The organism is Bacillus sp. MD-5 (assembly GCF_002201875.1).
In the GTDB taxonomy this organism is placed as follows: domain Bacteria; phylum Bacillota; class Bacilli; order Bacillales; family Bacillaceae; genus Bacillus; species Bacillus stercoris.
Genome location: NZ_CP021911.1, coordinates 3,643,077 through 3,658,010, shown reverse-complemented (window position 1 = coordinate 3,658,010; position 14,934 = coordinate 3,643,077). Strand labels below are relative to the sequence as shown.

14 protein-coding genes are annotated in these 14,934 nt (G+C 45.9%); all 14 read left to right on the top strand.

The window, feature by feature from the left end:
• Position 1 precedes the first annotated feature (1 nt).
• The 14 genes from CDO84_RS18490 to bacC all read left to right on the top strand — a co-directional run bounded on the left by CDO84_RS18490 (position 2) and on the right by bacC (position 14,924).
• Positions 2–1,021: a PseG/SpsG family protein gene (locus CDO84_RS18490; RefSeq protein WP_040081489.1), complete on the top strand. Its 1,020-nt coding sequence runs from the start codon at positions 2–4 to the stop codon at positions 1,019–1,021.
• A gap of 24 nt (positions 1,022–1,045) precedes the next feature.
• Positions 1,046–1,786, top strand: a complete 741-nt coding sequence (locus CDO84_RS18485) for a sugar phosphate nucleotidyltransferase (RefSeq protein ID WP_014665812.1) — start codon at positions 1,046–1,048, stop codon at positions 1,784–1,786.
• Positions 1,786–2,733, top strand: coding sequence for a dTDP-glucose 4,6-dehydratase (gene rfbB, locus CDO84_RS18480; protein WP_040081490.1), 948 nt, complete (start codon positions 1,786–1,788; stop codon positions 2,731–2,733). Before CDO84_RS18485 ends, rfbB begins: the two co-directional genes overlap by 1 nt.
• A gap of 13 nt (positions 2,734–2,746) precedes the next feature.
• A complete protein-coding gene (rfbD, locus tag CDO84_RS18475; protein ID WP_040081492.1) occupies positions 2,747–3,598 on the top strand; it encodes a dTDP-4-dehydrorhamnose reductase in 852 nt (283 codons plus the stop codon).
• Positions 3,591–4,046 (top strand): dTDP-4-dehydrorhamnose 3,5-epimerase family protein, encoded by a 456-nt coding sequence (locus CDO84_RS18470; RefSeq protein WP_014665810.1) that lies wholly within the window; start codon positions 3,591–3,593, stop codon positions 4,044–4,046. Before rfbD ends, CDO84_RS18470 begins: the two co-directional genes overlap by 8 nt.
• A gap of 323 nt (positions 4,047–4,369) precedes the next feature.
• The gene (bslB, locus tag CDO84_RS18465) at positions 4,370–4,834 is read left to right on the top strand and encodes a biofilm surface layer hydrophobin BslB (RefSeq protein ID WP_040081494.1); all 465 of its coding nucleotides are present in this window, start codon (positions 4,370–4,372) and stop codon (positions 4,832–4,834) included.
• Between the two features lie 176 nt (positions 4,835–5,010).
• Entirely contained in the window at positions 5,011–6,285 is a 1,275-nt protein-coding gene (gene rocG, locus CDO84_RS18460) for a glutamate dehydrogenase (protein ID WP_014665807.1), read from the top strand.
• A gap of 232 nt (positions 6,286–6,517) precedes the next feature.
• The gene (gene pruA / locus CDO84_RS18455; RefSeq protein WP_040081496.1) at positions 6,518–8,065 is read left to right on the top strand and encodes an L-glutamate gamma-semialdehyde dehydrogenase; all 1,548 of its coding nucleotides are present in this window, start codon (positions 6,518–6,520) and stop codon (positions 8,063–8,065) included.
• Between the two features lie 73 nt (positions 8,066–8,138).
• Complete coding sequence (locus tag CDO84_RS18450) at positions 8,139–9,839, top strand: M20 family metallopeptidase (RefSeq protein ID WP_040081498.1); 1,701 nt, start codon at positions 8,139–8,141, stop codon at positions 9,837–9,839.
• The gene (locus tag CDO84_RS18445; protein ID WP_040081499.1) at positions 9,839–11,251 is read left to right on the top strand and encodes an amino acid permease; all 1,413 of its coding nucleotides are present in this window, start codon (positions 9,839–9,841) and stop codon (positions 11,249–11,251) included. Before CDO84_RS18450 ends, CDO84_RS18445 begins: the two co-directional genes overlap by 1 nt.
• A gap of 207 nt (positions 11,252–11,458) precedes the next feature.
• Positions 11,459–12,697 (top strand): MFS transporter, encoded by a 1,239-nt coding sequence (locus CDO84_RS18440; protein WP_040081501.1) that lies wholly within the window; start codon positions 11,459–11,461, stop codon positions 12,695–12,697.
• A 151-nt stretch (positions 12,698–12,848) separates the two neighbouring features.
• Entirely contained in the window at positions 12,849–13,463 is a 615-nt protein-coding gene (bacA, locus tag CDO84_RS18435) for a prephenate decarboxylase (RefSeq protein WP_040081502.1), read from the top strand.
• Positions 13,453–14,160 carry a 3-((4R)-4-hydroxycyclohexa-1,5-dien-1-yl)-2-oxopropanoate isomerase gene (gene bacB, locus CDO84_RS18430; RefSeq protein WP_014665800.1) on the top strand — a complete coding sequence of 236 codons (708 nt, stop codon included), beginning with the start codon at positions 13,453–13,455 and terminating at the stop codon, positions 14,158–14,160. Before bacA ends, bacB begins: the two co-directional genes overlap by 11 nt.
• Before the next feature lie 2 nt (positions 14,161–14,162).
• Positions 14,163–14,924, top strand: coding sequence for a dihydroanticapsin 7-dehydrogenase (bacC, locus tag CDO84_RS18425; protein WP_040081503.1), 762 nt, complete (start codon positions 14,163–14,165; stop codon positions 14,922–14,924).
• Positions 14,925–14,934 lie beyond the last annotated feature (10 nt).

The window sequence follows — 14,934 nt, the reverse complement described above, 5'->3', positions numbered from 1 at the left end:
CATGCGTGTTGGGATCGTTGCAGACGGTGGCTATGAAAAGGGAATGGGCCATGTTGTCCGGATGAAGAGACTTGCGGAAGAACTCAAACAGAGCTGCTTGATTACGTTTTACACGAATCAGGAGTCTGAAGCGTTTCTTCATGAAGAGCATTGGCGTGTCATCGTAAAACCGGAGCTGCAGCAGCACGAATTTATTCTCCGGGAAATAAAAAGCAAGAAGTTTGATTTGCTTTTATTTGATATTCTAGGTGCGCCTGCAGAGCTGTTAAAGAAAATAAAGACGGAAACAGATGCGAAAATTGTTCTTTTTGAAGAGAAAAATGGTAAATCGATTCAATATAGTGACGCGGTCATTAACGGCATTTACGGTGACATCAGGAGCAGGGTGTACGTTCAGGGAAACACACGCGTCTATGAAGGCCCGGACTATCTTATTCTTCACCCCGCCTTTCAGGCCGCAAGAGAGAATTACACACTTAAGAAAGACTGCCGCACTATCCTTGTTGCATTAGGAGGAAGTGATCCGAAGCAGCTTATTTTTAAAGTGCTGGCTGCCGCTGATCAAGTCCCCGCCATAAAAGACAAAAACATGATGTTTGTGATGGGGAGCGCTTCACAGCATCAAGAGGCAGTCCGAAGGCAGATCGAAAAGAAGCCGCAGTACAAGGTGATCGAACAGACAAATGATATGGCGGGTTTGATGAAACAAGCGGACGCAGCCATTGTCGCCGGCGGCATCTCACTGTATGAAGCCATTTGCATCGGCGTGCCGTGCCTTGTTCTCTCTCAGGTTGAACATCAAACGGCAACAGCCAAAACATTTGCCGGGCAAGGTGCCGCTCTTGATCTTGGCTTGGGTGAGCTTGTACCGGGTGAAACACTCATTTATCAGATGTCGCGCATTGTGAGCAGCTATCCTCTTCGCCTTTCTTTGCACAAAGGAGGAAGGCCGTTCGTGGATGGAAAAGGCATCAAGCGGGTAACAGCTATTCTTCAAGAATTACATGAACAAAAGGTATAAAAATGCATGTAAGGAAGTGTTAATGTGAAAGGTGTTATTTTAGCCGGAGGAAACGGCTCACGCCTTATGCCCTTAACGAAAGCCGTCAACAAGCATTTGCTTCCTGTAGGCCCGTATCCGATGATATACTGGTCGATTATGAAGCTGGAGGAAGCCGGAATAACAGACATTTTACTCATCAGCCAAAAAGAGCATATGCCGCAATTTTATAAACTGCTTGGAAACGGGGAAGAGCTTGGCGTTACAATCACTTATCAGGTACAGCCTGCAGCATCGGGCATTTCGGATGGGCTGTCTTATGCAAAGCGCTTTACGAAAAAAGAGCCTTTCATTTTGTTATTAGGTGATAATATATTTGAAGATTCATTAAAGCCTTATACAGAACGCTTTGAACAGCAGGGGAAAGGGGCAAAGGTGCTGCTGAAAGAAGTGGATGACCCGGAACGCTTCGGAATCGCTCAGATTGATGAAGAAAACACACGGATTCGTTCCATCATCGAGAAGCCCAAACAGCCGCCGACCAACCTTTGCGTTACCGGCATTTATATGTATGATGCGGAGGTATTTTCGTATATTGAACAAATATCACCATCAAAGCGAGGCGAGCTGGAAATCACCGATGTGAATAATCTATACATCGAAAACAGCCAGCTTACGTATGATGTGTTATCAGGCTGGTGGGTAGATGCCGGAACTCACGAATCGCTTTATCTCGCTTCCCAGCTTGTACACAAGGCTTTACAGAAAGGACAGGACGAAAAGTGATGGCAAAATCATATTTAATTACGGGCGGGGCCGGCTTCATCGGGCTCACGTTTACAAAGCTCATGCTGAGGGAAACGGATGCGCGCATTACCGTTTTAGATAAACTGACGTACGCCAGCCACCCGGAAGAAATGGAAACATTAAAGCAAAACAGCCGCTTTCGCTTTATAAAAGGGGACATCAGCGTTCAGGAGGATATCGACCGCGCGTTTGACGAGACCTATGACGGGGTTATTCACTTCGCTGCAGAATCGCATGTGGACAGAAGCATTTCCCAAGCAGAGCCGTTTATCACCACAAATGTCATGGGGACTTACCGATTGGCGGAAGCGGTTTTGCAAGGCAAAGCCAAGAAGCTGATTCATATTTCAACGGATGAGGTGTACGGAGATTTAGAAGCGGATGATCCAGCATTTACAGAAACGACGCCGCTTTCTCCTAATAATCCTTACTCAGCCAGCAAAGCAAGCTCTGATTTGCTCGTATTGTCTTATGTGAAAACCCACAAGCTTCCGGCGATCATTACACGATGCAGCAACAATTACGGCCCTTATCAGCACAGCGAAAAAATGATTCCGACGATTATCCGTCATGCGAAGCAAGGCCTGCCGGTTCCGCTGTATGGAGATGGACTTCAGATTAGAGATTGGCTGTTTGCGGAGGATCATTGCCGCGCCATCAAGCTGATTTTAGAAAAAGGAACCGTAGGCGAGGTGTATAACATCGGCGGCGGAAATGAACGCACGAATAAAGAGCTTGCGAGCATCATCATGAAGCACCTGGGCTGTGAGGAATTGTTCGCCCACGTGGAAGACCGAAAAGGGCATGACCGGCGCTATGCAATCAATGCATCAAAACTGAAAAACGAACTTGGCTGGCGGCAGGAAGTGCCGTTTGAAGAAGGCATTGCGCGTACGATTCAGTGGTATACAGACAATGACCGATAAGAAGGTGATCTGATTGACAAAGGTATTGGTGACTGGGGCGGGAGGACAGCTTGGACTGGAACTGTGCCGCCAGCTGAAGCAAGCCGGATACGAGGTCATTGCGTTAACAAAGAAGATGATGAACATTGCTGACCAGCGCTCAGTACGGCATTCGTTTGGCCATTATCAGCCGGATATTGTGGTCAATACCGCCGCTTTTACGTCGGTTGATCAATGTGAGAAAGAGCTTGATAAAGCGTACTTGATCAACGGAATCGGCGCTTATTATACTGCGCTAGAGGCAACCCGCATCGGCGCTCAATATGTTCATATCAGCACGGACTATGTATTCGATGGGAAAGGAAACCAGCCTTACAAGGAAAACGATCCCCTTGATCCAAGCACCATCTATGGCAAAAGCAAAAAGCTCGGAGAAGAACTGATTCGTTTGGCAACAAAAAACAGCACGATCATCAGAACATCATGGGTGTACGGACATGGCGGCAGCAATTTCGTTCATACCATGCTGAAGCTTGCTGAAACGAAACAAGAGCTGCGGGTTGTCAGCGATCAAATAGGTTCGCCGACTTATACGAAGGATTTAGCAGAAGCGGTCATCAAGCTGTTCAGCTATCCGCCGGGCATCTATCATGTCAGCAATTCAGGCATATGCAGCTGGTATGAGTTTGCGGAGGCAATTATGGAAGAAAGCGGGCTGGAAACAGTCATTTTGCCTGTCACAACAGAGGAATACGGGAACAAAACGCCCCGCCCGGCATACTCTGTGCTGAGCCATCGGGCTATTGAAGAAGCCGGCATCCGCCCCCGCCACTGGCGGGAAGCGTTACGGGAGTATTTGCAGGAAAGGAGCAGTGTGCATGATTGATGGAGTCAAGGTGAAAAAATTGACGAAGCATAGCGATGACAGAGGCTTTTTTGCTGAGCTGGTCCGGGATGATGAGAATCTTCTTGAGCATTTCGGGCAGGCCTCTTGGTCGAAAAGCTATCCGGGTGTGATTAAGGCATTTCATTATCATGAGAAGCAGGATGATCTCTGGTTCTTCCCAACCGGTCACGCTCAGGTTGTCCTCTACGATCTTCGAGACGACTCAAAGACAAAAGGAGAAACGGACGTCTATTATATGGGCGAAGACAACCCGATGCTGTTATTAATCCCAAAAGGGGTGGCCCACGGATACAGAGTGCTGGGAGAAACGCCGCTGACAATTATCTACTTTACCACCATGTCGTATAATCCGGATCAGCCTGATGAAAAAAGAATTCCTTGGAATGATGAGACGATCGGTTTTAACTGGAACACTGAATTCAGATAAAAATAAGAACGTGATCAATCGAAGAGCAGAGGCATCTTCGACTTTTTTTGTCCTTTTTTAAAATAGGATAAAAGATAGAAATCAGAAGGTATAAGTTACTAGAAAAAGAGTGGGAAATCCTCCATTTGAACCTTGTATAAACAGGAAGGAATTCACAAGTGATTCCAAGTGTTAATATTCCTGAAAAAGCATTTACTTCCATGGAAAATGATGATAGATTAATTTTTAAGAAAAAGAACTGGTAATTCGCGAATTGCAAAAAAACGCTTTTTCTGCAGAGGACGCTCTGGCCAATTTCAACAGTGATTTGAGGAGGAAATGTCATGTTAAAAAGAACTTCATTCGTATCTTCATTATTGATCAGTTCAGCTGTCTTACTATCAATCTTGCTTCCTTCAGGCCAAGCTCATGCACAGTCTGCATCAATCGAGGCAAAAACGATCAACAGCACAAAAGAGTGGACCACTTCTGATATTGAAGTGACATATAAACCAAATGCGGTGCTTTCTCTTGGAGCGGTAGTATTTCAATTTCCTGACGGGTTTCATGCTACGACAAGAGATTCAGTAAATGGAAGAACACTGAAAGAAACACAGATTTTAAACGATGGAAAAACAGTCAGACTCCCGCTTACGCTTGATTTGTTAGGCGCATCCGAATTTGACCTCGTCATGGTGCGCAAAACTCTTCCTCGCGCAGGCACTTACACGATTAAAGGCGATGTAGTAAACGGTTTGGGAATCGGCAGTTTTTATGCTGAAACGCAACTGGTGATTGATCCCCGTTAATCGATAGATTTGTAGTCAGAGACTGAGATGTTTTCAGTCTCTTTTTTTTGTGGATTCAAAAGCTGGTACGGATCTTGCATGATCATATGGTGAATCCAATGAAGAAAGGAATTGGCGGGCTGATTTTTTAAAGCGCTTACATTACAGCCGGCCAAAAAAACAATGAGGTGAAAAAGATGTCAGCAAAGCAAGTCTCAAAAGATGAAGAAAAAGAAGCTCTTAACTTATTTCTGTCTACCCAAACGATCATTAAGGAGGCCATTCGGAAGCTGGGGTATCCGGGCGATATGTATGAACTCATGAAAGAGCCGCAGAGAATGCTCACTGTCCGCATTCCGGTCAAAATGGACAATGGGAGCGTCAAAGTGTTCACAGGCTACCGGTCACAGCACAATGATGCTGTCGGTCCGACAAAGGGGGGCGTTCGCTTCCATCCAGAAGTCAATGAAGAGGAAGTAAAGGCATTATCCATTTGGATGACGCTCAAATGCGGGATTGCCAATCTTCCTTACGGCGGCGGGAAGGGCGGTATCATTTGTGATCCGCGGACAATGTCATTTGGAGAACTGGAAAGGCTGAGCAGGGGGTATGTCCGTGCTATCAGCCAGATCGTCGGTCCGACAAAGGATATTCCAGCTCCAGATGTATACACCAATTCGCAGATTATGGCGTGGATGATGGATGAGTACAGCCGACTGCGGGAATTCGATTCTCCGGGCTTTATTACAGGCAAGCCGCTCGTTTTAGGCGGATCGCAAGGTCGGGAAACGGCGACGGCACAGGGCGTCACGATTTGTATTGAAGAGGCGGTGAAGAAAAAAGGGATCAAGCTGCAAAACGCACGCATCATCATACAGGGCTTTGGAAACGCGGGTAGCTTCCTGGCCAAATTCATGCACGATGCGGGCGCGAAGGTGATCGGGATTTCTGATGCCCATGGCGGGCTCTACAACCCGGACGGCCTTGATATCCCTTATTTGCTCGATAAACGGGACAGCTTCGGCATGGTCACCAACTTATTTACTGATGTCATCACAAATGAGGAACTGCTTGAAAAGGAATGCGATATTTTAGTGCCTGCCGCGATCTCCAATCAAATCACAGCCAAAAACGCACATAACATTCAGGCGTCAATCGTCGTCGAAGCAGCGAATGGACCGACAACCATTGACGCCACTAAGATCCTGAATGAAAGAGGCGTGCTGCTTGTGCCGGATATCCTGGCGAGTGCCGGCGGCGTCACGGTTTCTTATTTTGAATGGGTGCAGAATAACCAAGGATATTATTGGTCGGAAGAAGAGGTTGCAGAAAAATTGAGAAGCGTCATGGTCAGCTCGTTCGAAACGATTTATCAGACAGCGGCAACGCATAAAGTGGATATGCGCTTGGCGGCTTACATGACGGGCATCAGAAAATCGGCAGAAGCATCGCGTTTCCGCGGATGGGTGTAATTTTCGGATTTGAAGCCAATGCAAAATAATTTTGCGTTTTTCTTTGTGGGAAGGGCAAAAACCGCAAAAATAATTTGCTTTCAAGCTCGGAAAAAGAGAAAGGTGATCACCTGTTAGACAAATTTCTGTTCGATTCAACAAGCTTTTTCAGCAAAAGACAAGAAAATGGCATGATTCTTGCATTTTTATTCATATGCGAAGATATATTTTCATAACACGAGGGGGACTACATATGACAGTCACATACGCGCACGAACCATTTACAGATTTTACGGAAGCAATGAATAAAACAGCATTTGGGGAGTCATTGGCCTTTGTAAACACTCAGCTTGGCAAGCATTATCCGCTTGTTATCAATGGAGAAAAAATTGAAACGGACCGCAAAATCATTTCTATTAACCCGGCTAACAAAGAAGAGGTGATTGGGTACGCGTCTACAGCTGATCAAGAGCTTGCTGAAAAAGCGATGCAAGCCGCATTGCAGACATTTGAATCCTGGAAAAAACAAAGACCAGAGCACCGTGCGAATATTCTCTTTAAGGCAGCGGCTATTTTGCGCAGAAGAAAGCATGAATTTTCAAGCTATCTTGTGAAGGAAGCGGGAAAACCGTGGAAGGAAGCGGATGCGGACACGGCTGAAGCGATAGACTTTTTAGAGTTCTACGCGCGCCAAATGTTAAACCTTAAGGAAGGGGCTCCGGTGAAGAGCCGTGCTGGCGAGTTCAATCAATATCATTACGAAGCGCTTGGCGTCGGCATCGTCATTTCACCATTTAACTTCCCGCTTGCAATTATGGCGGGAACAGCGGCGGCAGCGATTGTGACAGGAAATACGATTCTCTTAAAACCGGCTGACGCAGCACCGGTAGTGGCAGCGAAATTTGTCGAGGTCATGGAGGAAGCGGGCCTGCCAAACGGTGTTCTGAATTACATTCCGGGAGATGGAGCGGAGATCGGTGATTTCTTAGTTGAGCATCCGAAGACACGATTTGTCTCATTTACAGGTTCCCGTGCAGTCGGCTGCCGGATTTATGAGCGAGCCGCCAAAGTGCAGCCGGGCCAAAAATGGCTCAAACGGGTAATTGCTGAGATGGGCGGAAAAGACACAGTGCTTGTCGACAAGGACGCTGATCTTGACCTTGCTGCATCCTCTATCGTGTACTCAGCATTTGGATATTCAGGACAGAAGTGTTCTGCGGGCTCCCGCGCAGTTATCCATCAGGATGTTTATGATGAAGTGGTGGAAAAAGCTGTGGCGCTGACCAAAACGCTGACTGTCGGCAATCCAGAAGATCCTAATACGTATATGGGACCCGTGATTCATGAAGCATCCTACAACAAAGTGATGAAATACATTGAAATCGGCAAATCTGAAGGCAAGCTATTGGCCGGCGGAGAAGGCGATGATTCAAAAGGCTACTTTATTCAGCCGACGATCTTTGCAGATGTTGATGAAAACGCGCGCTTAATGCAGGAAGAAATTTTCGGCCCGGTTGTTGCGATTTGCAAAGCGCGTGATTTCGATCATATGCTGGAGATTGCCAATAACACGGAATACGGATTAACAGGCGCGCTTCTGACGAAAAACCGTGCGCACATTGAACGGGCACGCGAGGATTTCCATGTCGGAAACCTATACTTCAACAGAGGCTGCACCGGAGCAATTGTCGGCTATCAGCCGTTCGGCGGTTTTAATATGTCCGGAACAGACTCAAAAGCAGGCGGTCCCGATTACTTAATTCTTCATATGCAAGCCAAAACAACGTCCGAAGCTTTTTGATTTGAGAGAAATCAAATCGTGCGATTCTTGAGCGGATCGCACGATTTCAACTTTTTGATCAGGAGGACAATTTATGCAGTATACAAAAATCAGTCACATGAATCCGGCTGAAAGAGTGGAGGCGCTGACAGCATCTCTGGTCAGCCTCAGCAGTGTGAACGGCACCGTTGGAGAAGGGACAAAAGCGGATTTTATCAAAGAAGTGATCACGAGCTATCCTTATTTTCAGGAACACCCCAGTCATGTGTGGGAACAGGCCATTCCAAATGACCCATACAATCGCAAAAATATTTTTGCGTTTATTGAAGGATGTGGAGAAAGCCGAAATACAGTCATTTACCATGCCCATCTGGATACAGTCGGAATTGAAGATTTCGGCCCTTTAAAGGATATCGCTTTTGATTGTGAGAAATTGGCGGAGTATTTCAGCCGCTATGAGTTCGATCAGGATGTTCAGCGGGATGCCAAATCAGGCGATTGGATGTTCGGAAGAGGATCTGTCGATATGCAGAGCGGCATCGCCGTACATTTAGCCAATCTCCTGCATTTTTCGGAGAACCTTGAAACATTGCCGGGAAATGTATTGTTTATGGCAAATCCCGATGAGGAGAGCCAGCATTCGGGCGTGCTCGCCAGCATTTCAGAGCTGAATCGGTTAAAAAAAGAAAAACAGCTTCACTATCTGGCTGCCATTAATACAGATTTTATTACCCCGCTTTACGATGGTGATCAGACAAGATATATCTATACTGGAGCCGCGGGAAAACTACTGCCTTGCTTTTACATTTACGGCCGTGAAGTCCATGTTGGCGATACACTGGCAGGGATTGACCCGAATTTCATTTCAGCTGAAATCACAAGCCGTCTCCACAATAACATTCATCTGGCGGAAAAGGTTGAAGGAGAGTTGGTTCTGCCCCCATCCTGTTTGTATCAGCGTGATAACAAGGAATCCTATAATGTGCAAACGGCTGTCAGCACAAGCTTGTATTTCAATTGTTTTATTTATGAAAGAACAGCAAAGGAAATGATGGATTTGCTTATTGAAGTCACTGAGGAAGCATGCCGGGAAACAGAACAAAAATTATCAGACTATTATGAAGAATATGTAAAAAGAGCCAACCTGCCAAAGAAACATTTATCATGGGGCATCCAAGTGTATAGTCTGGAGCAATACTTAGAAAAGCTGAGAAACCGGGGAATAGACCCCGAACAGTGTATCGAGCAGACATTCAAAGCCAACGAGCACCTAGAACTTCGTATGAGATGCTTTCAGGCAATTGAAGAGCTTCAAAAGCTTGACCCCGATCAAGGCGCAAAAGTCATTCTATTTTACGCACCTCCTTACCTGCCGCATAACTATTTGAAAGAAGATAGCACAAGAGATCAGCTTTTGCAGCATGTGATTAAAGAAGCGGCTGACAAAACCGCTGCATCGACAGGCGAAACATTTGTCTTCAAAAAGTTTTTCCCCTACTTGGCAGACGGCAGTTTCTTATCGCTGCATGAAACCGATGACGAAATTGATTCTTTTATCAGAAACTTCCCTGGGTGGAATATGATTGGAACCATTCCGTTTAAAGACATACGCAAGCTGAATATTCCATCCATTAATATGGGCGTGTATGGAAAAGACGGCCATAAATGGACGGAACGAGTCTATAAACCATACACATTTCATGTATTGCCTTTCCTCATACAACAAACCACCGTCCATCTTTTGCAAAGCTACCGGATGACCATCACGGCAAAAGAATCAAAGGAGGAAGGATGATGCAGAATCATAAAAATGAATTGCAGCGCAGCATGAAAAGCAGGCATTTGTTTATGATTGCTTTGGGAGGGGTGATTGGCACAGGGCTGTTTCTAGGCTCCGGCTTTACCATTAGCCAGGCGGGACCGCTCGGCGCCATTGCTGCGTATATCATCGGCGGATTTTTAATGTATCTCGTCATGCTTTGTTTAGGAGAATTGGCTGTTGCCATGCCGGTGGCCGGATCGTTTCAGGCCTACGCCACTAAATTTCTGGGACCGTCAACAGGCTTTATGATCGGCTGGCTGTATTGGTTCAGCTGGGCGAATACAGTAGGTTTGGAGCTGACGTCAGCAGGCATTTTGATGCAAAGGTGGCTGCCCTCCGTTCCGATTTGGATATGGTGTCTCGTGTTTGGGATTGTCATCTTTTTGATTAATGCGCTGTCTGTCAGAAGCTTTGCAGAAATGGAATTTTGGTTTTCAAGCATCAAAGTGGCGGCGATCATCTTATTTATCGTGATTGGCGGAGCCGCTGTGTTTGGCTTGATTGACTTTAAAGGCGGACACGAAACACCCTTTTTGTCTAACTTTATGACTGACAGGGGACTTTTCCCTAATGGGGTGCTGGCCGTTATGTTTACGCTGGTCATGGTGAATTTCTCCTTTCAGGGCACGGAGCTTGTCGGCATTGCGGCAGGGGAAAGTGAAAGTCCGGAAAAAACACTGCCAAAGTCCATTCGGAATGTCATTTGGCGCACGCTGTTTTTCTTTGTGCTGGCAATGTTCGTCTTGGTTGCCATTCTTCCGTACAAAACGGCGGGCGTTATTGAAAGCCCGTTTGTAGCGGTGCTCGATCAAATCGGCATCCCATTTTCGGCAGATATCATGAACTTTGTCATCTTAACGGCGATTTTATCTGTTGCCAATTCGGGTTTGTATGCGGCGTCGCGCATGATGTGGTCACTTTCATCAAATCAAATGGGCCCCTCCTTTCTCACCAGACTGACAAAAAAAGGCGTGCCGATGAATGCCCTGCTGATTACCCTCGGCATTTCCGGCTGCTCGCTGCTGACAAGTGTCATGGCCGCAGAAACAGTGTATTTATGGTGTATCTCAATTTCGGGCATGGTGACAGTTGTAGCGTGGATGTCCATTTGTGCGTCGCAATTTTTCTTTCGCAGACGTTTCCTCGCTGAAGGCGGAAACGTGAATGATCTGGAGTTCAGAACGCCGCTTTATCCGCTAGTCCCGATTCTCGGATTTTGTTTATACGGATGCGTGTTGATCAGCCTTATTTTCATTCCGGATCAAAGGATCGGCTTGTACTGCGGCGTGCCGATCATTATTTTCTGCTATGCGTACTATCATCTGAGCATCAAAAAGCGTATCAATCATGAACCTGCAGAAAAAGAACAGGCAGAGGCGCAATAGGAAAAGCTCTCCGGGAGAACGGAGAGCTTTTTGGTATGTTAAAATCAGTTGATTTTCAAAATGAAACGAGGAAATCTATATTGGGATTTAAATGAAAATAATTAAAAATGTAAAGGTTTCGTTCGAATTGTAAATGATGAAAAAACAATGCTAAACTATAATACAACTTTATGATAAGAAGATTATGGAAGAGGTGTTTGAGAAAGAATGAACAGCAATCAAAACAATGACATCAAAACAAAACATCATTTTCCGCTATTGTTAGCACTGGCTTTAACGATGGGGGTATTTGCGGCCGGATCAGAAGAGCTTGTGATCTCACCGCTGCTGCCGGATTTAGCAAAAGCCTTCAGCTCAGATGTCAGTGTCCTTGCATTATCTATCAGTATTTACGGCATTATGATTTTTATCGGTGCGCCGCTTTTGGTTCCATTAGGCGATAAATACTCCAGAGAACTGAGTTTATTGGCCGGGCTTATGATCTTTATCATAGGAACAGTGATATGCGCTTTGAGTCAAAATATCTTTTTCTTCTTTTTAGGCCGGGCGCTTTCGGGATTGGCTGCCGGAGCGTTTGTGCCGACCGCTTACGCCGTTGTCGGTGATCGTGTTCCTTATACATACCGGGGCAAAGTGATGGGGCTGATCGTTTCAAGCTGGTCGCTGGCGCTGATTTTTGGAGTGCCGCTCGGATCATTTATCGGCGGAGTCCTGCATTGGAGATGGACATTTTGGATTTTCGCCTTGATGGGCATTTTCGTCGTCCTGCTGATTCTCCTTGAAATGCGCCGTCATGCCCAGCATCAAACAAGCGGCGAGGAAGAAAAAGAAGAGCCGGCAGGAACATTCCGGGATGCGCTGAAAGTCCCGCGTGTACCTGTTTATATCACGATAACCTTTTGTAATATGATTGGATTTTACGGTATGTATTCCTTTTTAGGCACCTATCTTCAGGACGTTTTTACCGGAGGAAACACAGCTGCGGGCTTATTTATCATGATTTACGGAATCGGGTTTTCCATGAGTGTCATTACAGGAAAGGTGGCCGACCGCGTCGGAAAAATGCGCTCCCTTTTGATTGCGCTGGGGGTCATCAGCGTTCTGCTGGCATGTTTACCATATGCGCCGGCGTCAATGTTTCTGTTAATTGTCAGCCTATTTATATGGGGATTAATGCAAAGCTTGACGGTGACGCTGCTCAGCACCATTTTGAGTGATTGCTCAGAGCGTCATCGCGGAAAAATCATGGTGTTTTACAGTCTCGCCTCGAATCTGGCCGTGACATTAGGATCTGCTTTGATGGGACCTGTCTATGTGGCATACGGCTATGCGGCCGTCGGATGGATTTGCGCCGCCATCACAGTGCTCGGATTTGTACTCAGTGTATTCGCATATAAAAAATACGGCAAGCATGAGCAGAAGGCCGATCAGTCCTTATCCCAATAAACAAAGTTTCTAAATTCCTATAATTAAAAACCCTTTTTAAAGGGTTTTTTTGTTTGTATGGGAATAATTATCAATATTTTCAAAAAACATTGACAGTTCAATTTCCGCTGGATAAAATTTACTTAAAATTTTAAAAGATTGGTTGGTGCTCATGATTATATTGGATAATAGCATTCAGACAAAAAAAAGAACTGATTCACTATCCAAACTCATTACAGTCAACACGCTCGGCCCTGAGGGGACAAGCAGTGAGTACGCAGCAAAGCATTTCATTTCCAATTTTACTCTTCTACAAGGGCTGAACAGTAAATTGTCCTTGCATGATACTTTTGAATCATGCATTGAAAGGACACTCCAAAGCCCGCTGGAATATACCATCGTCCCACACGCTTATGACGGCATTAAGCATTTCTACATGAGGCCGGATTTGCAGCTATTGCAGATCTTCAGGTGCGATACACCGATGTACGGCCTGGCTGTTCGTCCTGACTTTGAATTCAGAGACGATATGCTTGATACATCTGTTGTTGTTTCACATCCATCACCTATTAATTTAATCAAATATTTTACCCGCAAAGATGTACGTTTCAAACTGGTCAATTCGACCAGCCAAGCTGCAAGAAAAGTAAAAGAAGGCTTGTATGATATTGCCTTAACCAATGAGCTTGCAAGGCAAAAGTACGGGCTAACCTTTGTAAAAACATTCAAAAGCATTCCGATGAGCTGGTCATTATTTGGAAAAGGAGACGTTGATGATGAAAACTAAAGAAGATATGCAGGAGCTTTATTTCCCGACTCCGAAATTAATTGAATGGGAAAACGGAGTGAGGCAGTATTCAACCGTACGAGGAGATACTGAAGTATTAATGTCTTACGTCCCGCCGCATACCAATGTTGAACCCCATCAGCATAAGGAGGTTCAAATCGGCATGGTCGTTTCCGGCGAGCTGATGATGACTGTCGGAGATGTGACAAGAAAAATGACAGCCTTGGAATCTGCCTATATCGCGCCGCCGCATGTGCCTCACGGGGCAAGAAACGACACAGACCAAGAAGTGATTGCTATTGATATCAAGCGGCTGAAAGCTGATGAAACGTATACAAGTCCTGAGGACTATTTTTTGGATATTTTCAAAACAAGAGACCTGCTGCCGGGCATGGAAGTCACGTTCTTTGTTGAGGATTGGGTAGAGATTATGCTTGCCAAAATCCCTGGAAACGGCGGAGAAATGCCTTTCCATAAACATCGCAATGAACAAATCGGCATCTGCATCGGCGGCGGCTATGACATGACGGTCGAAGGCTGCACAGTCGGGATGGAATTCGGCACAGCTTATTTCTGTGAGCCTCGCGAAGATCATGGTGCCATCAACCGTTCAGAAAAAGAATCAAAATCGATTAATATCTTCTTCCCGCCGCGCTATAACAGGGCAAAAGCAAAAAAAATGAAGGCGGATGAATAATCATGAACCTCACCGATAAAACCGTCCTCATAACAGGAGGCGCATCAGGGATTGGTTATGCGGCGGTTCAGGCTTTTTTGAACCAGCAGGCCAATGTGGTTGTGGCGGATATTGACGAGAAGCAGGGAGAAGCAATGGTACGGAAAGAAAATAATGACAGGCTGCATTTTGTGCAAACGGACATTACAGACGAAGCTGCCTGTCAGCACGCTGTTGAATCGGCGGTCGATACATTTGGCGGGCTGGATGTATTGATTAATAATGCAGGCATCGAAATCGTGGCGCCCATTCACGAGATGGAGCTCAGCGATTGGAACAAGGTGCTGCAAGTCAATTTGACCGGCACGTTTTTAATGAGCAAACACGCACTTAAGCATATGCTGGCTGCCGGCAAGGGCAACATCATTAATACATGCTCAGTCGGCGGACTCGTGGCATGGCCTGATATTCCTGCCTATAATGCCAGCAAAGGCGGCGTTTTGCAGCTGACTAAATCAATGGCCATTGATTATGCGAAGCATCAAATTCGCGTGAACTGCGTATGCCCGGGGATTATCGACACACCGCTGAATGAAAAATCATTCCTTGAAAATAATGAAGGCACACTTGAAGAGATCAAAAAAGAAAAGGCAAAGGTAAATCCGCTGCTGAGGCTGGGGAAACCCGAAGAAATCGCAAATGTGATGCTGTTTTTAGCCTCGGATTTATCAAGCTATATGACCGGAAGCGCCATCACCGCAGACGGAGGATACACCGCACAATAGAGAAGGAGTG

Excerpts from the sequence above, each read along its gene's own strand:
- CDO84_RS18490 (WP_040081489.1), top strand. The coding sequence starts at position 2 with ATGCGTGTTGGGATCGTTGCAGACGGTGGCTATGAAAAGGGAATGGGC.
- rfbB (WP_040081490.1), top strand. The coding sequence starts at position 1,786 with ATGGCAAAATCATATTTAATTACGGGCGGGGCCGGCTTCATCGGGCTC.
- CDO84_RS18470 (WP_014665810.1), top strand. The coding sequence starts at position 3,591 with ATGATTGATGGAGTCAAGGTGAAAAAATTGACGAAGCATAGCGATGAC.
- bslB (WP_040081494.1), top strand. The coding sequence starts at position 4,370 with ATGTTAAAAAGAACTTCATTCGTATCTTCATTATTGATCAGTTCAGCT.
- rocG (WP_014665807.1), top strand. The coding sequence starts at position 5,011 with ATGTCAGCAAAGCAAGTCTCAAAAGATGAAGAAAAAGAAGCTCTTAAC.
- pruA (WP_040081496.1), top strand. The coding sequence starts at position 6,518 with ATGACAGTCACATACGCGCACGAACCATTTACAGATTTTACGGAAGCA.
- CDO84_RS18450 (WP_040081498.1), top strand. The coding sequence starts at position 8,139 with ATGCAGTATACAAAAATCAGTCACATGAATCCGGCTGAAAGAGTGGAG.
- CDO84_RS18445 (WP_040081499.1), top strand. The coding sequence starts at position 9,839 with ATGCAGAATCATAAAAATGAATTGCAGCGCAGCATGAAAAGCAGGCAT.
- CDO84_RS18440 (WP_040081501.1), top strand. The coding sequence starts at position 11,459 with ATGAACAGCAATCAAAACAATGACATCAAAACAAAACATCATTTTCCG.
- bacA (WP_040081502.1), top strand. The coding sequence starts at position 12,849 with ATGATTATATTGGATAATAGCATTCAGACAAAAAAAAGAACTGATTCA.
- bacB (WP_014665800.1), top strand. The coding sequence starts at position 13,453 with ATGAAAACTAAAGAAGATATGCAGGAGCTTTATTTCCCGACTCCGAAA.
- bacC (WP_040081503.1), top strand. The coding sequence starts at position 14,163 with ATGAACCTCACCGATAAAACCGTCCTCATAACAGGAGGCGCATCAGGG.